The following is a 22,789-nucleotide window of genomic DNA, read 5'->3' on the forward strand; positions in this document are numbered from 1 at the left end:
AAACTGCCTATATTATAGCTCTCCTTATAAATCAAGACCGACATTCAAGCTTTACTGTCCAATCTATGCGATACTCTCCTTGTCTCTCGGGCTGTCAATTGTCTATTCCTGCAGGTTTAACACAGCCCGTTTTAATCATCACCTTCACTCTGTCAGCTTATGCCTCACCCTTATCCCCTCCTCCATCACTTTTAGCTGTACCTCCCCATGCAGGTCCGTCCGGTATATTGCCGCTTCAGCTTCCTCCAGCCTTTCCAGCACACCGGCATTTGGATGCCCGTACAGATTGTTGACTCCGGCCGAGATCACTGCGGTAGCAGGCTTCCAGAACTCCAGCCAGGCTGCCCCTGTAGAAGTCTTGCTTCCGTGATGAGCTACTTTTAGCACATCTACAGGTCCGGCTTCCCCGATTCCAGCCTGCTGCGCAGCCTGAATAATCTCTTCCTCAGCCTCTTCATCCATATCTCCCGTAAAAAGAAAGCTTCGGCCATTCATCTCCAGCCGGAACACCACCGATTCGTGGTTCTGCTCTTCCACTTCCGGAAGCAGCTGCTGCGCATCCGGCACAGGCTCTGGCCAGAGAAAATGCAAATGTGTTACCTTATCCGGAGCCAGCATCATTCCCTGCTGCACAGCATACAGCCGGACTCCCTTGGCTAGCGCAGTCTCCATCAGCTTGGCATATGGCTCCGTGCCGGACAGTGTTCCGTTGAACAGCAGCGACGAGACCGGCATTCCTTCCAGCACTGCCTGCAGACCGCCCGCATGATCCTGGTCGCCATGGGTCAGGATTACCGCATCCAGCCGGTGAATCCCCCTCTGCTTCAGGAGCGGCAGCAGGGTCTTGGCTCCTACTTCAAAAGGGTTGCGGCGGATGCGCCAGGCCTCTTTGTTCCCGAAGCTTACCGTTCCGCCGCCGTCGACGAGAATATGAGCCCCCTCCGGTGTCGTAATCAGAATGCTGTCGCCCTGGCCCACATCCAGATAGCTTATGGCTCCGGCACCGTTCAGTCTTTCCGCATAATAGCCCTTATACAGCAGCAAAGCCAGCGCGGCAGCGCACACTATGGCTGCATAACGGCTGCCGCGCGACCCGGATTGGAATTGGGCATACGGAGACGGAAAAACTTGACGGGGGCCTCCCGCTCCCTCCTGTTCTGCTTCCCCCAGCGGCCGGGTTTCATCTTCCATATACTGTGGGGCAAACCCTGCCTCCCTCCGCTGCTTCAATGCATAGAGCAGACCATAGAGCAGACCATAATAAATGCAAATCCACAGTAAAGACGGAGATGCCCAGATCAGCACGCCTGCCGTAAATCCGTTTACCCATTCCACTGCCGCAAACGTCCAATTGTTAAGCACTTCTGCCGCTCCGGCAACCGCAGAAGCCGCAGTATTCCAGAACCTTCCAAGCAGGAGCGCCAGCGTGCCAAGCGGAAGCACCAGAAACGTAATAAAGGGAACAAGCAGCAGATTAGCGATAAAAGACAGCAATGAAAACTGGTTAAAGTAATAAACTGTCAGCGGAAAAGATACCAGCTGCGCAATAAGCGTTACTGTTACGGAACCTCCCAGCCATTTAGGCAGCCTGGCAAATAGCGGCGCCGCCAAAGGCGTGTAGACCATAAGTCCGGCCGTTACCAGAAAGGACAGCTGAAAGCTGACGCTGAGCAAGAAATACGGATTCCAGACCAGCATCATCAGCGCTGCAGCGGCAAGAATGTTCATTCCATCCTTCAACAGGCCAAGCCTTGCAGCCAGCAGGGCGATCATGCTCATCAGACCGGCACGTACAATCGACGGCCCGGCACCAGACAGCATCACATACACCGGAACCAGCAGCAGCGTTAGGGTCAACGCCGTTTCACGGGTAAACCGCAGACGCCGCAGCAGAAACAGGATAACCCCGACATAGACAGCCACATGCATCCCTGAAATGGCCAAAATATGCGTCAGTCCGAGCTGTGAGAACTGCTTGAAGGTCTCAGGATCGAGGTCGTCCTGAATGCCAATAACAAGCCCCTTCATATAGCCGGCATGCGGCTCCTGAAACAGGCGGTCCATCTCGGCGCCTAGTGCAGCACGGGCTGCATCATTCCAGCGCAGAATGCCAGTCAGCTGCCAGGATGCCGGAGGCACAGCCGTAACACTGGCTGTACCGGTCCCCTTAAGCAGCCAGTGAACCCGCTGCGTCTGCAGATACGCGCGGTAATCAAAGCCGCCAAAGTTCCGCGCAACCGGCGGCAGCTCAAGCTCTCCCGTGACGGTTACCCTGTCTCCGCGCTGCCACTGCGCCGCTACCGCGATTTCAATTTCCGCCTGAAGCTTGATCTGCACAGCAATCTGTTCACCTGCCGGGTCTGTAGCTGCCGCTGCCGGTTCGGCCGTCACATCCGCATTTACGGACTCTGCGGCTTTTGAATCTGCGGCTACAGCTTCCTCTGCCTGCCCTTCTTGTCCATCCCCCACAATCCGTGACAGCTTCAGCTTAAAATCCACCCGGTCCCCATCCCGCTCCACCGGGGAAGCAATAACACCTTCTGCTGTTATGTATGTTTCATTCAGTCCGGATTCCGGCCTGCCCAGCGCCTCCGGCAGCAGGCTGACATTTCGCGCCTCAGTCCACTCCCAATACAGCGCTGCCGCAGCCAGTGCCAGCACAAATACAGCGGCAGGTCTCCACCCGATTCTCCCGCTGAGCGTCCACAGAGTGATCAGCAGCAGACAGACGGCCACCCCGGCCAGCAACTGATATCCGCCAAACAAGCAGCCCGCGGCGCTGCCGGCTACCCAACAGATCGTGAAGCTTAAAAGCGGCCTCCTGTTCATTTAATTCCCTCCCCTTGTATCCTGAAACAACAAAAAGAACCCCTGCCTACGCAATTCCATGCGTGTGCAGAGGTTCTTCCCCTGTTGCTTTTCCGATTCTGTTAAAAACGCTCCGTTACTCCGATACCGTAATCATCGTTTCCTTCGGCGGCTCGTAATTCTCCAGCTGGCGGAAAACAATTCCCTTCGACTCCAGCATAGCCTCAACCTTCTTCATATCCTTGCGGTAGGGCCGCAGATAGACGATCTCGACAATCCCGCTGTTGGCCAGCATATTGGCACAGGTCCAGCAGGGTTCATCTGTAACATAGACGGTGCTGCCCTCCCGGTCGCTCCGGTCAGTGAACAGCAGCAGGTTCTGCTCGGCATGAATCGTGCGGATGCAGCGTTGCTTCTTCACCATCGTCTCCACGCCGTCTACCATTTCCCGTTCATATTGTTCAGATACCATGCAGCCGGCCTCTGAGCAATCCGGCACGCCCATCGGAGCTCCGTTATAAGCGGTACCCAGCAGCTTCTTACCCTGCACCAGCACAGCACCAACATGCCGGCGCGGGCAGCGCGAACGGGTGGAGACCATGCAGGCAATGTCCATAAAGTATGTATCCCAGTTTTTACGGTAGGCCACAGTCATCAGCGTTTCTCCACTTTCTCTTCTTAGTTGTTCACTATTGTAACATACTGTGGCACTGTTTCAATATGATTAACCGTGGCTCCCATTCCCGCTTTGCTGAAAGGGCTGACTCCGCAGATCCTTAGGCCGCAGCCCGTTCTTCTTTGCCTGAGGATGCCAAAAGGAATAAGTCGCCGCCATACGCCAGGCAATACGCGGGAAATTCGGCTGAATGAACAGCGAATCGGCACTGCTCCGGGTAAGAATAGCAGCCGAGAGCTGATCCATCGCCTTGCCGAGATTCTTCAGCGGGCCTTTACCCAGCGGTACCTGGCTCAATGATTTAAACATCTCACCAGCCCCGTGCCCGATTGCCATACCAAAGCGGAACCCGCAGCGGCTGCACCAGTTACGCACGATATCCGCCGCGATTTTGCACTGATGGCCTTCATAGAATCCATTGTTAATTAGCGCATATACGATGAGATCCGGGTTTCCAGCTGCACTCTGCCGGAATTGCTCCAGCCCGACCATCATCCGCAGCAAATGTGAAGGAATGGCATCAAAGTAGAGCGGAAAAGCCAGTACCAGCACATCCGCTTCGTTCAGCTCCCCGTATTGCTCCGGCCTCAGCGGCTTCACGTTAACCCGGTATGCATTAAGCTCGTTGCCTTCGGCAATAAGCGGCTTAAGCTTTTCCAGCAGAATTCCGGAGTTGCTTGCTCCGCCCTTGGGACTGCCGTTAATCAGCGCAATTCTCATTATTGCACCTCCTTCAGGCTATTAAGCGTATCGTGAAAAGAAACCGAGTATGCCGCCGCATCCAGATTAAGCGCGTTAGCCCGCACCAGAGACTGTGCCGTTTCCCGTTCCGGCTCTGTCATGCCCTCCCCGTAAAAATGAACCGTAAATCTGATCTGGCGCTCATATCTTTGCTGATGATGAGTTTCACCGTTCCTGGTCATGAAATACGGCAGAACATACGGCAGCGTCCTATTCAAAACATTGCTGACAAACGGGCTGTAGCCCCCGTACACGTTACGGCTGATAAATATAAACTCCTCGCAGGCGGCAAGCCGTTCGCCCATATGCTTATAATCATCCTTCAGCACACAGGTGCCCGGAGTGCGCACCCAGCAGCCGAAGCAGCCTACACAGTGCCGGATAGCTTCCGTATCCCCGATTACTTCGTCGGTATCCCTGCTGAAGCCGCCGAGCCAGGTGTTATACTCCTGCTCCGCCAGATCATGCACGATCAGTCTCATCCTCTGTTCCTCCTGATTGAAGAATGACTTGCCATGCCTCCTGCCAATTCCCCGAATAACGGATGCCGCTGCTGGACAAAAGAGAAGCTACCCCGTGAACAAGCGACCAGTAAGACATCAGCATGGTACCGTCCCGTTCAGGCGGAAGCCCCAGACTGCGGAATAGCCGGCAGGCTGTCGTCCGGAATACCGCAAACGGCGGGTAAGCCGGAACATCCTCATCTCCACCGTCCGCTTGAATCGTGATGCCTGACTGAAAGAACAGAAACGGCAAATAAGCCGGGTGCTGCTCAAAAAAAGCAATATAAGCCGTGCCCAGCTCCCCCATTGCTGACATCGGGTCTTCCTGCCCTTCAATAGAAGCCTGCAGGCAAAACGTAAACTGTTCTGTGACGTGATCCGCCATTGCCGCCATCAGCTGCTGCACATCTTTAAAATGACTGTACGGAGCCGCGTGGCTAACCCCGCATCTGGCCGCTACCTTGCGCAGGGAAAATCCGCCCGCCCCTTCCTCGTTAATCAGCTCAATACCGGTTTCAATTAATGTGTTCCGTAAATCGCCATGATGATAACGTTTCTGATTCAAAGTGTACTGCTCCTTCTTCTAAACTTCACACTGTAAATATATTCCTCTATCTAGACAGTGTCAAGATTAATGTTACACTTTTTACTAATTGAAAATAACCAGCCCCTCCAGCTTTTCCAGCATCTTGGGACCGATCCCCTTTACCTTGCCCAGATCGGCCAGGCTGCGAAAGACCCCCTTGCTGCTGCGGTAATCAATAATCGCCTGGGCCTTCTTCTCTCCGATTCCCGGCAGGTCCATCAGTGCAGCAGCATCAGCTGTGTTCACGTTAACACTCCCATCCGCCGCTGCGGCGGTGCTCCCAGCAGTTCCTGCTGCATCTGCTCCTCCGCCGCCTGCGGTTCCCTGCACACCCGTTCCCGCTGCATCACTATCTTTTACCGCTTCACCATTAACTCCAGCTCCCGGCGAATCACTGCCATTTACCGTTTCACTACTTCCCGCAGCTTCTGCCGTCCCGCTGCTCACCACAGCTGCCGCCGCGCCGTCATTTCCGCCTGCCCCAGCCGGGTCCGCACTGCCTTCCGTCTTACCTGCAGATACCGCATCTGCTCCTTCCTCTACTCCCAGCGCCTGTGCCATCCCCGTATTCAGTGTCTCCCAGCCGTCAATTCCTTCCGCCGTTCTGTGATCCGCAGCCCAGACCAGCCCGCCGCCCAGCAGCGCAGCAGCGATTGCACATCCAATTCTTCTTTTGTTCATCAGCCAATCTCCTTAATTTTTATGGAATTTTGTTCAAAAACCTGCGTAAACCATGTCATTTGTCCAAGACTCGCCGGCATACATTGAAGGAAGAGTATTCCTGTAAGCCCAGTACCATAAGAAAGGAGGTTACCACAGGATGAAAGTGGGATTTATCGGAACAGGCAGCATGGGCGGTCTGCTCATCGACACCTTTCTTAATTCGGGAGCGCTTGATCCATGCAATGTACTGGCCAGTAACCGTAGTCCGGGCAAGCTGCTGGAGCTTCAGAAGCTGCATCCCGGATTAACTGTGTGTGCAAGCAACATTGAAACTGCATCAGGAAGCGATATTGTTTTTCTGTGTGTCAAACCTTTACAGTTTAAAGCACTGACTGATGAGATTGCCCCCTATCTGCGCAGTGAGCAGATTGTCGTATCCATTACCAGCCCCGTCCAGCTTCATCACCTGGAATCCGTTCTGCCGTCCAAAATTGCCAAGATTATTCCCAGCATTACCCATTCCGTCAAGAGCGGGACTTCTCTTTGCATCTTCGGAAGCAGGTTAAATAAAAAAGACAGGCTGGCACTGCTCCAGCTGTTCTCCTTCATTGGCGTACCTGCGGAAATCCCCGAGAGTCATACCCGGATTGCTTCGGATTTCTCCAGCTGCGGCCCGGCATTCCTCAGCTATTTCCTTGAACGGTGGATTGAAGCAGCCGTTGCTGCCACCGGCATTGATGAGGCGCTGGTCAGCCGGCTGGCCGGTGAGATGCTGCTTGGCACAGGCAAGCTGCTGACCGAAGGCTCGTTCACTCCCCAGGAGCTGCAGGAACGGGTTGCCGTCCGCGGCGGTATTACGGCAGAAGCGCTGAATCATCTGCGCACCAGCCTGGAAGGAGTATTCGAACGGCTGATTACAACCACTCATGACAAGTATGAGGAGGATGTGGAGCTGCTGGATGCTTCCTTTGGCCGTGACGGGATTGCCCAGAGTCCGCTGGACCGTTAGACAACTTATTTTTCTAACAAAAAACCCGCAGCACGGATTCCTCCGTAGCTGCGGGTAGAGTTGCGTTCTTCGCTTAACCCACTACAATATTTACAAGCTTGCCGGGTACTGCAATGATTTTACGGACGGTTTTGCCTTCCACAGCGGCTTGCACATTAGGCAGAGCCAGTGCATGCTCTTCCATTTCCTGCTTGCCCATTTCTGCTGCCACCAGTGCGCGCTGTACAATCTTGCCGTTCACCTGTACAACGATTTCCACTTCAGCATCTACGGTCCAGGCCTCATCGTAAGCCGGCCATGGAACATAGCTGATGCTTCCTTCATGTCCGAGCAGCTGCCACAGCTCTTCAGCAATATGCGGCGCCAGCGGCGACAGCATCTGTACAAAGTGCTCTGCCGCTTCCTGGGACAAGGTTTCCTGCTTGTAGGCATCGTTGATGAAGATCATCAGCTGGCTGATTGCTGTATTGAAGCGCAGGCCCTCGAAGTCCTCGCCTACCTTTTTCAGCGTTTTGTGCCAGGTGCGTTTGAACTCGTCGGTACCGCCATCAGCCGTAATCTTGCTGCTCAGGCTGCCGTCCTCATTCACGAACAGGCGCCATACGCGGGACAGGAAGCGGTGTACACCTTCCACGCCTTTTTCGTTCCACGGCTTGGTTGCTTCCAGCGGCCCCATGAACATTTCGTATACGCGCAGAGTGTCTGCGCCATAAGCGTCCACGATTTCGTCCGGATTGATAACATTACCGCGCGACTTACTCATCTTCTCATTGTTGTTACCCAGGATCATACCCTGGTTGACCAGCTTGTGGAACGGTTCTTTCGTATCTACTACGCCGATATCGTACAGCACCTTATGCCAGAAACGGGCATACAGCAGGTGAAGCACCGCATGCTCGGCACCGCCGATGTACAGGTCAACCGGCAGCCACTGTTTCTGCAGCTCAGGCGAACACAGCTCTTTGTCATTGTGCGGATCGATATAACGCAGGTAGTACCAGCAGCTGCCGGCCCATTGCGGCATGGTATTAGTCTCGCGGCGGGCCTTCATACCGGTCTCCGGATCAACGGTTTCCACCCATTCGGTTACGTTCGCCAGCGGGGATTCACCGGTACCCGAAGGCTTGATTGCATCGACATCCGGCAGCATCAGCGGCAGCTGATCTACAGGCACAGTCTTCATTGTGCCGTCTTCCAGATGCAGAATTGGAATCGGCTCACCCCAGTAGCGCTGGCGGCTGAACAGCCAGTCACGCAGGCGGTAGGTCACTTTGCCTTTGCCGCTGCCCTGCTCCTCCAGCCAGGAGATCATTTTGGCCATAGCTTCCTTGTTGTCCAGGCCGTTCAGGAAGCCGGAGTTCACATGCGGGCCGTCGCCGCTGTATGCTTCTTCTTCAACATTACCGCCCTGCACGACTTCAATGATGTCCAGGCCGAACTGCTTCGCGAATTCCCAGTCACGGGTATCATGGCCCGGAACAGCCATAATGGCTCCGGTTCCGTAGCCTGCGAGTACATAATCAGCAATCCAGACCGGCACTTTAGCGCCGTTGACCGGATTGATGGCATAAGCTCCGGTGAATACGCCGCTTTTTTCTTTTGCCAGATCTGTACGCTCCAGATCACTCTTGCGGGCCGCTTTCTCACGATATTCAGCTACGGCAGCAGCCTGCGCTTCCGTTGTAATCACATCCACCAGCTTGTGCTCCGGTGCCAGTACGCAATAGCTTGCGCCGAACAGCGTATCCGGGCGGGTAGTGAACACTTCCAGGCTTGCATCATGGCCGTCAATCGCAAAGTTGACTTCCGCACCGGTCGATTTGCCGATCCAGTTGCGCTGCATATCCTTGATGCTCTCTTCCCAGTCCAGCTCATCCAGGTCTTCGAGCAGGCGTTCCGCGTACTCGGTAATTTTCAGAATCCACTGGCGCATCGGTCTGCGCACAACAGGGTGGCCGCCGCGTTCGCTTTTGCCGTCGATAACCTCTTCATTGGCAAGAACCGTTCCCAGCGCTTCACACCAGTTCACAGAGACCTCGGCAACATAAGCCAGGCCGCGGTTATACAGCTGGATAAAAATCCACTGGGTCCATTTGTAGTATTCCGGATCCGTTGTGCTGATCTCGCGGTCCCAGTCATAAGAGAAGCCCAGCGACTTGATCTGGCGGCGGAAATTATCAATGTTCTTAACGGTAATGTCACGCGGGTGCTGCCCGGTATCCATGGCATACTGCTCTGCCGGAAGGCCGAAGGCATCCCAGCCCATCGGATGAAGCACATTGTAGCCGCGCATCCGTTTGTAACGGGAGATAATATCGGTTGCTGTATAGCCCTCAGGATGGCCTACATGCAGACCTGCACCTGAAGGATACGGAAACATATCCAGCGCATAGAATTTCGGTTTATCCGCGTCTTCACCTGTCTTGAAGGTTTTGTTCTCATCCCAGAACTTTTGCCACTTCGGCTCAATGGTCTGGGCGCGGTAGCCGGCTCCGGCCACCGTACTTGTCTGGTTCTCACTCATCTTGTTCTCCTCCTTGGAGTTACTGCTGCTGTACTTTTCAAACCAAAAAACCTCCCATCCCCAGCGTATAAACGCTAGGGACGAGAGGTCTGAATTCCCGTGGTACCACCCTAGTTAGCAGCCGGACATGCTATGTCTGCCGCTCACTTTGACACCCTTTAACGGGGGTGAGCCGACGGCGGTTCACACACGGGCCTGCAATAAATTACAGAGCCCTGCGGCTTGCGCCATTACTCCGAGGTGAGTTCATCCGCTTCGTTAACCGGCTTGCACCTGTACACCGGCTCTCTGAGCTAACGTCCAGCGAACTAATACTCCTCATCATCGATAACTATTTATTAAAACAAGCGTAATATTACACAATATTATATACAAATTCTTTGCCGGTAGTCAACGTTTTTGCTGCCCTATACCGGCTTACGCCGGATATAGTAGGTAAACAGGTGCTGAATCACGACTTTTCCGGCGGCAAAGACCGGCACGGCCAGAATCAAACCGATCATTCCCGCCACTTCGCCGCCGACCAGCAGGGCAAAAATAATTAACAGCGGATGCAGATGCAGCCTCCGTCCTACAACCTGGGGAGAAATGACATTACTCTCCAGCATCTGGCACAGTGTATTCACAACCGCCACCAGCAGCACAAGCCGCATAGAGATTGTAGTAGCCATCACAATGGCCGGGGCAGCCCCGAGAAACGGGCCCATGTAGGGAACGATGTTAAATACAGCCACCACACAGGCAAACAGCAACGCATAAGGCATGCCCACAATCACGTACCCGATGTAAGCCAGCACGCCGATAATGAGGCAGACCAGAAACTGTCCGCGGATATAATTGCCCAGCGCATCGTCAATATCCTTCAGCAGCTTGACAATCGATCTGCGGCGGGAGCGGGGCAGGCAGGATACCACCGTCCGTTCGAACACGTCGAAATCCTTCAGGATATAGAAGACCAGAAACGGCACGATAAAGGCGTTGAACAGCACCCCGATCGTAGAGCCGATGTTATCAAGGAAATGGGAGATGCCCCCGGCCAGCCGGTTCTCGAGCTGAAAGAACCAGTTGTTCATCCCTGTCTCCACCCCCGGCGGGATCAGCCTTGAATTCATGCTGCGCATCAGCCCCTGGGCGTGCAGGGTCATTTCCGGCAAATGCTCATTCAGCTCCTCAAGCTGCTCAATAAACATCGGAATCAGATTGATGGCGATTACGGCCAGCGTGGTCAGGAATACCGTATAGATCAGCAGTACCGCCACGCTGCGCGGCATCTTCCGGCCGGCCAGCATGCTGACCACCGGGTTTAGAACGTAAGATATAATCATGGCAGCCAGAAATGGCGCCAGGATGGCTTTTAAAAATACAAAAATCCCCTGCAGCATCGGACGGAGCAGCCAGACAAAGTATAGGATCATCAGGGACAGCAGTACTCCGATCATCCAGCGGAACCATTTACTTTTGGACCATTGCTCCATATTACCCCTCCTATCCGGTTTACTCTAAGCAAGCAGGCAATATCAGTATGTGTGGGAGAGCGGCGAAATACTCTTGTCCCCCCTGCAAAAAATTGTTTTTTTGTTATCCCGGACCGGAAGTTGGTATAGCTGGCCGGGGGGCCATTGGCTAAAATACATATTGTAAAACGCTTTCATTCCAAGGAGGGATGTATTAATGAAAAGAGTATTCAAAAGTTCTATCGCTTGTCTCGTTCTGCTGCTCACCGGAATTCTCGCAGGATCACCGGCCGTTTCCGCCGCCACTGTCTTTTATGAGCCCCTGACCTACTTTAATTCTGCAACCTGGCAAAAAGCAGACGGCTACTCCAACGGCGGAATGTTTAACTGCACCTGGCGCGCCGGCAATATCTCCTTTACAAGCGGCGGACAGCTTCGCCTGGCACTGACCAGCCCCAGCACCAACAAGTTTGACGGCGCAGAACTGCGGTCCGTATACAAATACGGGTACGGCAAGTATGAGGTTAGCATGAAACCGGCAAAAAACAGCGGAATTGTCTCATCCTTTTTCACCTATACCGGTCCCTCCGACGGGAATCCGTGGGATGAAATTGATATCGAGTTTCTGGGCAAGGATACAACCAAGGTTCAATTCAATTATTATACCAACGGGGTCGGAGGCCATGAAAAAATCGTAGATCTTGGCTTTGATGCATCCCAAGGCTATCATACCTATGCTTTCGACTGGCAGCCAGGGTACATTAAATGGTATGTGGACGGAGTACTGAAGCATACGGCGACCAGCAACATCCCGTCCCACGCCGGCAAGATCATGATGAACCTCTGGAACGGAACAGGGGTAGACTCCTGGCTGGGCTCATATAACGGGGCTAATCCGCTATACGCCTATTATGATTGGTTAAAGTATACCGGTAACTAGCAAGGGGGCAGAGCCTTACCTTTAGAAATTGTTATTCAGATTGACACATTGGTATGGCGGCTGTTCCCATCATTAAGTACGATAGTAGCAAGAAAGAATACAGGAGGAACAGCATTGATACGCAGGAAGTACATGAAAACGCTGGCAGCTGTCTTGGCGCTTACATCGATAGTTGTCGGCATTAAAGCCATCACTTCATCTTCATCCAAATCCGCCGCAGGGAGCGTGGAGGACGATTTCACAAGGTTTAACGAAGAGTTCTGGAAAAAGACGGATGGCTACTCCAACGGCTCTATGTTCAACTGCACCTGGAGCGAAAAAAACATAACCTTCAGCGATGACGGCCAGATGATTCTTTCACTCACAAGCCCTGCTTCCGGCGAATTTGATGGAGCGGAGTACCGTTCGCTTGAGAAGTACGGTTATGGATTGTATGAAATCCGTATGAAGCCGGCCGTCAATCCCGGAATCGTCTCCTCCTTTTTCACCTATACCGGCCCCTCGGAGGGTGAGCCCTGGGATGAAATTGATATTGAATTTCTGGGCAAGAACACGCGGCAGGTGCAGTTCAATTATTTCACTGACGGTGTCGGCGAGCATGAGCAGGTCATTGAGCTTGACTTTGATGCCGCAGAGGAATTTCACTGGTACGGCTTTGAGTGGAAAAAGGATGCGATCACCTGGTATATCGATGGACGCCCTGTTCACACGGCAACCGAGAATATCCCCTCTACTCCCGGGCGGATCATGATGAATCTCTGGAACGGAACAGGTGTAGATTCCTGGCTAGAGCCTTATGACGGCAAAACCCCGCTCCATGCTTACTATGACCAGTTCCGCTATACTCCGGATAAATCGTCGGAAAAATGAATCCGGTGCTTTTCCGACAAGAAACCGCCTTGTTCAAGGCGGTTTCTTGTCCTGCGGTGCTCATGGCCCGCTCCGGTCCCAGGCATTGATTTCAGAGGTTTCGGCCAAACCTCCGTATGCCTGCCATTTTTCAACGAATTCATTGAATTCCCCGATGCCGCTGTCTGCAAAGATCATCTTTTGAAAGCTTTTTTGTTCCAGCTTTTTCAGCAGCTCCCCGCTGCTCTTCATGGTCTTGGTCGGAGGTCCCGTAAACTGCTCTTTGCGCGAGGCCTCCTTCTGGGCCAGCAGCACAGGGGCAATATCCACCGGAATTTCCTTAACGACCTCGGAAGGAATTCTCGCGCCGTCGAAGGTCAGCGTATAGGAGGCGACCCGGATGCCACCCAGCGGCAGGGCGGAGGGATTTATGGTCGGCTTACCGTCAATCATAGTCCAGTCATAGCCTTCAGCCAGACCGTTGGCAAACTCGCCGGTTGAGGTAGCGTAATAATCAAACAAATAATTCTGATAGGTAAAAAAGATCTCGGGGTGTTTCATTTTCTTATTGATCAGAATAGCGCCATTGACAGGCAGGGTGCCTCTTCGCATTACGGTTCCATCCGGGCCTGAAGGGATGGCAACCGCCCTTATTCTTGCCTCCGGGTCTGCATCGGTCAGGGAGGACAGGGGCCAACCGCGCATCCAGTAAGGTCCGGCTATTATTCCAGCCTTGCCGGAGACGAATAAATTGGCAGCGCCTTCTTCATCAAGCCAGGCACTGTCGCCGGATAAATATCCTTGCTGCACCCAATGCTTCATCAGCGAAACTGCCTGCTCGGCGCCCGGCTGTACCGAGCCATACTGCAATGTTCCGTCGCTCATGCGGTTCCATTGTTCCGGAACCGTTCCGAACGCACCGAAAATCCAGCTGCTGTCCCCCATCCAGGTGTTGGGGCCGTTACGGAAAGCAACAGATAAACCGTAGGTATCCTTTGCCCCGTTACCATCAGGATCACCGTTAACAAAGGCATCCATGACCTTTTCCAGCTCCTCCAGTGTGCGCGGCGCCGTCATATGGAGCTTGTCCAGCCAATCCTGCCGGATCCAGAGCAGCGGATCGGAATTATATTCATAATCCATAATGGGAATCGCATACTTGGAGCCGTTGCGCATAAAGGCATTCCACACCGAGCTGTCTTCGGCTACAGCCTTCTTCCAGGTATCGGAGGCATACTGTTCGAATAGACTGCCTACCTCCATGAATTGCCCGGAATCGATCAGCTCCTGGATAATGTCGGCATCCCTCGTTGTTACCACATCAGGCATATTGCCCTTTGCCAGTTCAAGCCTCAGCTTGTTGGCATAGGTCTCAGAGGTGCCTGAAATGGTCCACAAATAGCGGATGCGGATACCCAGACGGTCCTCAGCCCAGATGGTATGCACGTTGTGCTCAAGGCTCTCCCCCTTTTTAAAAATCAGATTGGGATTAACAGAGCCTACTGTGTAGAGGTCTACTGGAGGATCATATTTGCCTAGCTTGATGTCGAATTTAGGCTCTTGGCCATCCGGAGAGGCCGTAGGGACGCTCTGGCCGGAGGAGCCGGCGAAGGAACAGCCCGACAATGCCAGCAGGGCCGCCAGCAGCAATACATTCATTTTCATGAAAACACCTGCTTCTCGAAAAATACGTGCGGGTCGAACAGATTGTAACACAAACCCGTTAAACACCGTGTGTGATACAATTCTTTTGTATTACAGCAAAGTCTCGGAAAAGGATGATTGTATGGTCAGGCGTGCGAATCTATTTGTCAAAATGGTTGCGATTCTGTTCTCTCTCATTTTAGTAACACTCTTATTCTACGGCTTGTCGTACCGCAAGGATATCGGTGTCATTACGGACCAGATCAAAACAACCGATTTGAATCATCTGGAGTTTCTGACTCAGCAGATGGACAACAATATCAACCAGCTGGCAGGCAGCATGTATGCCCTTCAAAGAGATCCGACTATCCGTGACTATGAGCAGATTCAGCAGCTGGGCCACCTTATTGATCCTGCCCAGACCGTAATGACTGTCTTGGAGAAGCTTTCCCTGCAGACCAGCTCCAGCACGTGGGAGAACCGGATTGTCCTGTACAAGCCGCTCAGCGGTGAGACCCTGGGGTCGGATTCTTCACTGTCATTCGATGCCTCGGTCCTGGAAAAGCCGCTGCATCCGGGCTGGGAATATATTCCCGAAGGCAAGGGCAGCAATGAAGCCGGCTTCCGGCTGCTTCTGTCCGATCCGGTCGAGGACAAGGGCAATCCCCGGCAGGCCGAGCTGCTGATGTCCATGTATTTTCCCGTATCCAATATTGAGCGGATGTTCGATACGTACCAGTCGCAAAACAAAGGTGACACCTTCCTGTACCATCCGGCTTACGGGGTCATTCTCTCCCGTCATACCGACAGGGAGTTGGCCAGGCAGATCATTACAGCCGCGGAGCCTCTGGCAGGCCATGAGACTTCAGATATTTTCAACCTTAAGGAAGGCAGCTTTCTCGTCAGCTCAGTCCCGTCCTCGGCGGTTACCTGGCAGGTCATTCATTATTCGCCTCTCGAACAGATTTTACAGCCTATCCAGAGCAGCCGTTACACTTTTCTTACAGGCTCGGTCATCCTTTTGGTCATGAGTCTGCTGTTTTCCCTTCAGCTCTACCGCCAGGTACAGCGTCCTGTAAGCCTCTTGCTGCGTTCCCTCAACAGAATGAAGGAAGGACGCTGGTCTACCCGGATTCATGCCAGGACCAATCCCGAGTTCACGATGCTTAACGAAGAATTCAATGAAATGGCGGAAAAAATCCAAGCGCTGATTGAACAGGTCTATCTGGAGCAGCTCCAGGCCAAAGATGCCCATCTGAAGCAGCTTCAATCACAGATCAATCCGCATTTTCTCTATAACTGCCTGTTTTTTATCAAAAGCAAGGCCGTTGTCGGCGATACAGCCTCGGTAGAAGCCATGGCTCTTAATCTTGGGGAATATTACCGTTATATCACCAGAGTCGACCATTCTCTCACAACGCTTGAGGATGAGCTGAAGCTGTTGGAGAATTACCTGGAGATTCAGAATCTAAGGAAACAGCGGCTCTGTTATACGATGGATATCGCCGGTGAATTGCTGGGCATGCAGATCCCCCGGCTGCTGATTCAGCCCTTGGTCGAGAACAGCATTATTCACGGGATTGAGAAAAAAATCGGACAGGGCTTCATCCGGATCACGGCCAGCCAAACGCCTTCTGCGGTTACAGTCACTGTAGAGGATAACGGAGCAGGTATGACCGGTGAGGCGATTGCCTCATTGCAGGCCAGATTGTCCGAACAGACACGCGAAGACGGAGGCTGCGGCCTCTGGAACATCCAGCAGCGCCTTAAATATCACTACGGCAATTCCTCCGGCCTGCTGATCTCCCCCTCCCCCGAAGGAGGACTAATAATCACTCTCTGTATGGAGAAGAAAGAGGAACACCATGCACCAAATTCTACTGGTTGATGATGAGCCGTATGTTGTCGACGATCTGTCTATCTCCCTTCCCTGGACCGAGATGGGCTTCGGGCTGGTTCACAAAGCCTACTCCGGGTACGAGGCTCTTGATCTGCTTCAGCGTTATCCGATTGATATTGTAGTAACGGATATCAATATGCCGGAGATCTCCGGCATTGAACTGATAGCGTCCATCCGCAGCCGCTGGAAGCATATCCGGGTCGTTATGCTGACCGGTTATGCCGAATTCGAATATGCCCGCAAAGCGATTGAGGAGCAGGCCAGCGCTTATTATCTGCTGAAGCCGATTGCCAATGACCAGCTGGTTGCTGTCATCGCCAAGCTCCAGAATGAGCTGCGCGGCGAATGGGAGGCTTGGTCCTCCTACCAGCGGACGATGCAGACCTTCCGCGAGCACCTTCCTCTGCTCCGCGACCGTCTGCTCGGCGATCTGCTGCAGGGACGTAAGCTTTCGGGGCCGCAGCTGCAGGAACGGCTGGCACAGTTCGATCTGCCGCTCTCTACCAGCCAGCCGGTATGCCTTGCAGTTGTCAGACCCGAGGAATTTTTCCGTCGCCAGGACATGCACAGCATGCTGCTGTTTGAATATGCGATCATTAATATTGCGCAGGAGCTGTTTCAGGACCGGTTCCGCATCTGGTCCTGTAAGGATGTCCATGATTATCTTGTATTTCTGCTTCAGCCAAGAGAGGATATCGAATCCGGCAGCAATCCGGGCGATGAGGTAGCCCAGGGCGCCTACCAGCTGCAGAATCATGTCAGCACGCTGATTGGAGGCGGACTGTCCGTTGTCACTACAGGCTGGGGAACTTTCCCGGATCAGGTCTATTCTCTCTACCAGTCCGCTATCTCTGCCATCCGCCAGCATATCGGCAGCGAAACCGGTATTTATCTGGATGCCACTGACAAAAGCGTTGCCCAGTCAGTTGAGATTCTCCAGCCGCTCTATGAGCCCCCGCTGCTCTCACATATGTTTGAGGCGAATAATTGGAAGGGAATTGAAGACAAGCTGAATGCCATTACAGCAGAGCTGGGCCGCAATCCGGACCGCTCACTGGAGCATATCCACGAAGCCCGCCTGCATCTGGAAACGGCATTCTATTATTTTGCCCACAAGAACAATAAAATGCTGAGCGAGATTGTAGGCAATCCGCTGCTGGAGCAGCCTCCCTTCCAGACGCCGGACAAGCTGCGGGAATGGGCGCTCCACGTCATTCTCCTCCTGAGAGAGCATTTTGAATCAGAGCGCCGGGACAGCCGTACTGTGCTGATCCAAAGCGTCCATGAATATATCAACAGCAACCTGCACTATGTCTCACTCCAGGCCATTGCCGATCATGTGCAGATGCATCCGGTCTATCTGTCCAAAATGTACAAGCTGGAGACAGGCAAACGAATCAGCGACTATATCGGTCAGGCCAAGATGGAAAAAGCGGCGTATCTGCTGATTCATACGCCGCTCAAAATATATGAGGTTTCCGCTGAGCTGGGTTATTCCAATGCCCATTATTTCATCAAGCTTTTTAAAGAATATACCGGAATGACCCCGCAGGATTACCGCGATCGGGCATTGTAGCCTTCTTAGCTTTCAAACCGGAGCTCTACCTCATGGTCGAGACCGTCATCAGCAGCCGGCACGAGCCCTGCCTCAAGCATACGGCCGTCGAGCGTCAGATTGGCCATGCCGTCCTGCATCCGGCTGAAGCCCTCCGGTTTGGTGATCCGAATCCGGTACGAAGAGCCGCCCAGCTTCAACGTGTAGGCCAATTCTGTCTGCTCCTCCCGCAGAATCGGATTGAGTGCGATTCCCTGCGCCGTATACTCAATACCAAGCGCCTCCATCAGCGAGAGCGTGAGCCAGGTCGAGGTGCCGCTAAGCATCGGGCCGATGTTCTCACCGGTCTCGCTGTTGTTGTATTGCGTGCAGAATCTTGGATTTCCGCAGACTGCAAACGGATCAGCCATCGTTTTGAAGGGCAGAATCCGGTCCAGCAGCCAATAGCCGAAGCGTCCCAGTTCAGCGGCAAGCTCTGTATCCGCCACCTCCTTGGCCCCCTTGAACATTGCTGCAGCGGCCATCATGCAGGCATGCTTGAATACGCCCCCGTTCTCACGGTCCCCCGGAAAATACTCGTCGGAAGCTGTATGGGAGGATACCCGCCCCAGTGCAACAGGCGACACCAGCTTCAAGCCGTAAGGGGTCATAAGCTGTGACTTTATTGGGTTCAGCATGACATTGATCTGTGATTCATCCGCACAGCCGGACAGAATGCTCCAGGAGAAGGAATTCAGGAAATAAGAACCGCTGGCGGCCGGATCGGCCGAGAGGCCGTCTCCGGCAGCACCCAAATAGGTATATTTGCCGTCAGCATAGCGGTTGAACAGCACGCGCGCGAAGAAATCGTCCTTCCAGGCATGCTCTTGGATACGTCCCCTCAGCTCTTCCCCGAAACGGTCAAGCTCCGCGGCATAATCCGTTTCTCCCTTCCGGACAGCCAGGACAGACAGCTCATCTACAGCCACCTTGAGCAGAAAAGCATTCATGACGCTCTCAGAATAATCGCTTTCCAGCGGATCGCCGAATTCTCCGCCTGCTTCCAGCTGCTTCCGGTAACGCTCTTCCTTGGCAGGTCCGTTCAGATACGTATCATCCAGCTTCAGACAGTCGTTCCAGTCGGCGTAGTCCAGCAGCGGAAGCCCGTGCCGGCCCACCGAAATCCGGCCCGAATAGACAATAATTGCCTTCAAAGTCTCAAAGACCGGCCGGCTGGATTCTTGTCCCGCCACCGGGCAGGTTTCGTCCAGGAATCCGAGATCGCCTGTCAGCATTACGTAACGGTAGACCGCCTGAACAAGCCATAAGGCATCGTCGGACCATTTACCGGGCTCCTTGCCGTTCCAGAAGAAATTGTGATAGGCATAGCCCAGACCGAATACCATGCCGGTCCATTCCTTCAGGAGACTCTTCACCAGGCCGCTTCTTCCCATACTGGTAAAATAGTACATCGAGGCGTACAAATCCTGGATCTCACGGAAGCCTATTTCCCTGTACCCTTTTTGTGTCTGGCAGAAGGAGCGTGAGACAAAGGACTGGTAGAGCACCTGAAAAGGCAGATTGCGGTTGACGAATACATCGAAATTTTCATCACCGGAGGCTATCTGCAGGAACTTGCCATACTCACGCACGAAGCCGGCTGATTCGGCCAGCGCCATTTCTGCCGCGCTGCGGGCAGAGAACCGGTCAATCAGCGCCCCTACCTCGTCTGCAAGCACTGTGTCGTTCCAAGGCGCACCGCTCTTGTCGGAGACAAGGCCGGTCAGCTGGTCGACAGCTGCCTTAGCTCCTGACGGAATAGAAACCTCACCTGCTACAGCGAAGAAGCCGGGTCCCTTGCGCTGCAGAATGCTGCTTAGCCTGAGCGCACCAGCCGGGCGGTGCAGAGAGCCCGTACCGACAAATTCATTGTAGCTGAGGCAGTATTCGCGCGGCAGCACAGCTCCGTTATTCCCGTGAATAATCATGGTGTGAAAGCGCAGATCATGCTTCCCGCCTTCCGGATAATAATCGGGACTGACAGCCGCCACCGCTCCGGCGGAATCCTGGAGCACGCCGCCCTGCATAATGATATTGCTGTACAGCACATCCTCAAACAGGGCTCCGGGAGCAGCGGAGCCAAACATTCCGGTATAGACAATCCGCAGACGGCGTTCAGCTTCTCCGAGATTCACCAGCTCGATCCGCTGTGCTTCTGTTGCCAGAGGCATACCTTCCGAGTGAGGGAGGATAAAGATGGTCCGGGTTATCTCCAGACCGCAGCGGGTCCGGTAGGTGATAACCGTTGCATTCTGTGAATGCCGGCAGACCGCCGATTCAATGCCTTCGTCTCCAGGGTCCGCAGAATAGAAGATCTGCTTCCCTTCCTCGAATAAATAGAATTGCCGGTTAGCCGGGAAGCCGTTCTCCTCCTGGCGCATATCCCAGCGTGTCGCCAGAACCTGGGTTGCGGCGTGTGAGCGGAAGCTCCCGCCACCCAGACGGTCAACAACGCTTTTTGGGGTGGTCTGCAGCGGATGAGGGAAGCTGAGACGGTTGCCCAAGAGCAGATTGACCGCAAAGTGCGGACCCGGAACAGGTGCCCTCAGGTCGATTACATGCTCTCCCTCAGCGTTAAGCGTCCCTGCCCAGCCCGGTGCAGCTCGCAGCAGCTCCAGCGCCTCCGCTGACGCAGCCTCCGGAATTTCTATGGTCTGCTCCTCACTCCCCGCACCCCTGATAGATAAAGACAGCTTAGTTCCCCCGCTGTTGATGGCGAACAGAGCGGATGCACCGGCTTGCGCCGGGAGCAGAGCAGCTATCGCCGGCAGCTTGAGCAATTCCTGAATGGCGGGGAGCCTAAACGGCAAGCCGGCTATCCCTACAGCCCCCCGCCGTTCTGAATCGGTAAAGAGTGCGCTGACGTTCTCTCCGGTGCCGATCCGGTCGGCAAACACTTGTCTCAGAATATCTTCGGCCGAGGCGTTGGTCTCTCTTGCGGTATTCCAATTTAGCAACATCGATTTCACCCTTCCTGGCATTCGCGGATCAGCCCTTGACGGCGCCCGCGGTCATACCGCTGATAAAGTACTTCTGCGTCATGAAGAATACAACCATAACCGGCACAGTCACGACAGTCGAAGCCGCCATCAGCAGATCGTAGCGGGTATTGTACTGTCCGACAAACAAGCGGATACCGACCGGAATCGTCTGGACATCAGAGCTGGTGGTAAGCACCCAGGCAAAGAGGAGCTCATCCCACGCCGTTAGGAAGATAAAGATGCCGGTCGCAATGATGCCGGGTACGGACAGCGGCAGAATGATTTTGTAAAAAGCCTGAAATTTGGAGCAGCCGTCAATGGCTGCGGACTCCTCCAGATCTCTTGGGATGGAGACAAAGAAACCGCGCATGATCCAGATACTGATCGGCGTATAAAACGCCGTATAGACAAGAATCATCCCCCAGTACGTATTGATCATCGGTAAGCCGAACGTATTTTTAATCCACAGGAACATCAGGTAAATCGGGAACAGGAACATAATACCCGGGATAAGCTGGGTGGATATGATACTCATGCTGAACGCCTTCGATCCCGGAAAATCAAACCGGGCGAGCGCATATCCGGCCAGAACGGCAAAGGAGCCGGCCAGCAGGGTTGTTGCGCCGCAGATCAGCAGACTGTTCCGGAAATAAATAGCAAAATTCACTGTGTCCCACATGTTAATATAATTGACCCACTGCGGCTTCGTCAGGCTGAAGCTTGTGATGCCGTTCAAAATCTGGTCGTTGGAGTGCAAGGAGGTAAAGATCATCCAAATGATCGGGAAGATCGTCACGATGACAATCAGCCAGGTCAGTGATGTCAGCAGAAACGAAGAGACAGAACGTTTTCTATGTGTACTCATTGGGCATTCAACTCCGATCTAAAGGCGCGGTACCATACGCCGACAACCATCAGCATTACGAACATCAGCATCATTGAAGCGGCAGAGCCGGAACCAAACGACCAATAGCCAAAGGATTGGCGGGTTAAGGCAGTCATCAGGAGGTCTCCCCATTCTCCCGGATATCCGGCACCGTTACCGAACATCGTGGAAACGATATTGTAGGAGTAGACATTATTAATGATCTGGAACAAGAGCTGTACTGCAATGACCGGTTTGAGCATGGGCAGTGTTATATTCCAGAACTGGCGGAGCTTATTGGCACCGTCAATTGTAGCCGCTTCATAAATATCTTCAGGAATCGTCTGCAGTCCGGCCAGGAAAATGACCATCAGGAACGGCCAGCCCCGCCAGATGGTCGGGATAATAATCGCCCAGATGGTATTGGGTCCCAGCAGCCAGAATGGCTTGTCGTTGAAGATATGCAGGACATCGACCAGGAAATAGTTGATAATGCCGTTCTGCTGCCACATGAAGCCCCAGAGCACGCCGACAACATAAGACGGGATGACCCAGGGTAACAGCATAGCTGTGCGGGCAATGCCGCGGCCGGGAAAATCCCGGTTCAGCAGCATGGCCATCATCAGCCCCATAATCATTACACCAATTGTTACAATAACGGCATAGATGGCTGTGTTGCGAATTGCAAAATTCAGCCCCTGACGGACCGGATTATCGGAGTTAAACAGCAGTCCGATATAGTTGTCCATTCCCACAAACGGAGCTTTCAAGTATTTGACCAGCGTGAATTGGTTCAGCTTCAAAAATGACATCCAGATTCCCTGCAGCATCGGGAGCAAGTGCACCAGCATCATGAAGATGATAGTCGGCACCATTAGCATATAAGCGAACTTATTATCTTTGACCCGCTTTCGCCACAGTCCGCGCTTGCCGGAAGGGGCTTTTGCCGGAAGTTTATTTTCAGTATGGAGTCCCATCTCTTATCCCTCGCTTTGTGTATGAAAGAAACCGCCGTGCCCTGATCGCGCGGCGGCCTCTCTGCATTCAAGTCG

The 22,789-nt window shown here is 53.5% G+C and carries 17 protein-coding genes; 5 read left to right on the top strand and 12 right to left on the bottom strand.

Translation table 11 applies throughout. The features are described from left to right. Positions 1-144: 144 nt before the first annotated feature. From NST84_RS23320 to NST84_RS23345, 6 genes are all read right to left on the bottom strand, one after another. Entirely contained in the window at positions 145-2,829 is a 2,685-nt protein-coding gene (locus NST84_RS23320; RefSeq protein WP_342562503.1) for a ComEC/Rec2 family competence protein, read from the bottom strand. Positions 2,830-2,944: 115 nt separating this feature from the next. Continuing rightward, the gene (locus NST84_RS23325; RefSeq protein ID WP_342562504.1) at positions 2,945-3,463 is read right to left on the bottom strand and encodes a dCMP deaminase family protein; all 519 of its coding nucleotides are present in this window, start codon (positions 3,461-3,463) and stop codon (positions 2,945-2,947) included. 69 nt (positions 3,464-3,532) lie between these two features. Then, the gene (locus NST84_RS23330) at positions 3,533-4,204 is read right to left on the bottom strand and encodes a hypothetical protein (RefSeq protein ID WP_342562505.1); all 672 of its coding nucleotides are present in this window, start codon (positions 4,202-4,204) and stop codon (positions 3,533-3,535) included. Then, complete coding sequence (locus NST84_RS23335; protein WP_342562506.1) at positions 4,204-4,707, bottom strand: flavodoxin family protein; 504 nt, start codon at positions 4,705-4,707, stop codon at positions 4,204-4,206. The genes NST84_RS23330 and NST84_RS23335 overlap by 1 nt, the downstream gene beginning before the upstream one ends. Beyond that, the gene (locus NST84_RS23340) at positions 4,688-5,293 is read right to left on the bottom strand and encodes a TetR/AcrR family transcriptional regulator (RefSeq protein ID WP_342562507.1); all 606 of its coding nucleotides are present in this window, start codon (positions 5,291-5,293) and stop codon (positions 4,688-4,690) included. Before NST84_RS23340 ends, NST84_RS23335 begins: the two co-directional genes overlap by 20 nt. A gap of 84 nt (positions 5,294-5,377) precedes the next feature. Then, positions 5,378-5,995, bottom strand: coding sequence for a helix-hairpin-helix domain-containing protein (locus NST84_RS23345; protein WP_342562508.1), 618 nt, complete (start codon positions 5,993-5,995; stop codon positions 5,378-5,380). Between the two features lie 139 nt (positions 5,996-6,134). Between NST84_RS23345 and comER the strand changes: the two genes are divergently transcribed. Then, entirely contained in the window at positions 6,135-6,986 is an 852-nt protein-coding gene (comER, locus tag NST84_RS23350) for a late competence protein ComER (protein WP_342562509.1), read from the top strand. Between the two features lie 73 nt (positions 6,987-7,059). On the opposite strand, the gene leuS is transcribed toward comER, so the two are convergent. Both leuS and NST84_RS23360 read right to left on the bottom strand, forming a co-directional pair. Then, positions 7,060-9,510: a leucine--tRNA ligase gene (gene leuS / locus NST84_RS23355; protein ID WP_342562510.1), complete on the bottom strand. Its 2,451-nt coding sequence runs from the start codon at positions 9,508-9,510 to the stop codon at positions 7,060-7,062. Positions 9,511-9,917: 407 nt separating this feature from the next. After that, the gene (locus NST84_RS23360) at positions 9,918-10,985 is read right to left on the bottom strand and encodes an AI-2E family transporter (RefSeq protein WP_342562511.1); all 1,068 of its coding nucleotides are present in this window, start codon (positions 10,983-10,985) and stop codon (positions 9,918-9,920) included. A 196-nt stretch (positions 10,986-11,181) separates the two neighbouring features. Here NST84_RS23360 and NST84_RS23365 point away from each other — a divergent pair, with 196 nt between their 5' ends. Beyond that, positions 11,182-11,904, top strand: coding sequence for a glycoside hydrolase family 16 protein (locus NST84_RS23365; protein WP_342562512.1), 723 nt, complete (start codon positions 11,182-11,184; stop codon positions 11,902-11,904). Between the two features lie 132 nt (positions 11,905-12,036). Further along, complete coding sequence (locus NST84_RS23370; RefSeq protein WP_342566503.1) at positions 12,037-12,774, top strand: glycoside hydrolase family 16 protein; 738 nt, start codon at positions 12,037-12,039, stop codon at positions 12,772-12,774. A gap of 60 nt (positions 12,775-12,834) precedes the next feature. On the opposite strand, the gene NST84_RS23375 is transcribed toward NST84_RS23370, so the two are convergent. Further along, entirely contained in the window at positions 12,835-14,418 is a 1,584-nt protein-coding gene (locus tag NST84_RS23375) for an extracellular solute-binding protein (RefSeq protein WP_342562513.1), read from the bottom strand. 121 nt (positions 14,419-14,539) lie between these two features. Between NST84_RS23375 and NST84_RS23380 the strand changes: the two genes are divergently transcribed. Then, positions 14,540-16,285, top strand: coding sequence for a sensor histidine kinase (locus NST84_RS23380; protein ID WP_342562514.1), 1,746 nt, complete (start codon positions 14,540-14,542; stop codon positions 16,283-16,285). Next, positions 16,263-17,873: a response regulator gene (locus tag NST84_RS23385; RefSeq protein WP_342562515.1), complete on the top strand. Its 1,611-nt coding sequence runs from the start codon at positions 16,263-16,265 to the stop codon at positions 17,871-17,873. Before NST84_RS23380 ends, NST84_RS23385 begins: the two co-directional genes overlap by 23 nt. A gap of 5 nt (positions 17,874-17,878) precedes the next feature. Here NST84_RS23385 and NST84_RS23390 read toward each other — a convergent pair whose 3' ends face one another. The 3 genes from NST84_RS23390 to NST84_RS23400 are packed head-to-tail and all read right to left on the bottom strand — an operon-like array spanning position 17,879 to position 22,714. Continuing rightward, entirely contained in the window at positions 17,879-20,851 is a 2,973-nt protein-coding gene (locus tag NST84_RS23390) for a hypothetical protein (RefSeq protein ID WP_342562516.1), read from the bottom strand. A gap of 28 nt (positions 20,852-20,879) precedes the next feature. After that, positions 20,880-21,737 carry a carbohydrate ABC transporter permease gene (locus NST84_RS23395; RefSeq protein WP_342562517.1) on the bottom strand — a complete coding sequence of 286 codons (858 nt, stop codon included), beginning with the start codon at positions 21,735-21,737 and terminating at the stop codon, positions 20,880-20,882. Continuing rightward, positions 21,734-22,714 carry a sugar ABC transporter permease gene (locus NST84_RS23400; RefSeq protein ID WP_342562518.1) on the bottom strand — a complete coding sequence of 327 codons (981 nt, stop codon included), beginning with the start codon at positions 22,712-22,714 and terminating at the stop codon, positions 21,734-21,736. Before NST84_RS23400 ends, NST84_RS23395 begins: the two co-directional genes overlap by 4 nt. Between the last annotated feature and the right edge of the window lie 75 nt (positions 22,715-22,789).

Origin of the sequence: Paenibacillus sp. FSL R7-0345 (genome assembly GCF_038595055.1) — a bacterium.
Lineage (GTDB): Bacteria > Bacillota > Bacilli > Paenibacillales > Paenibacillaceae > Paenibacillus_AQ.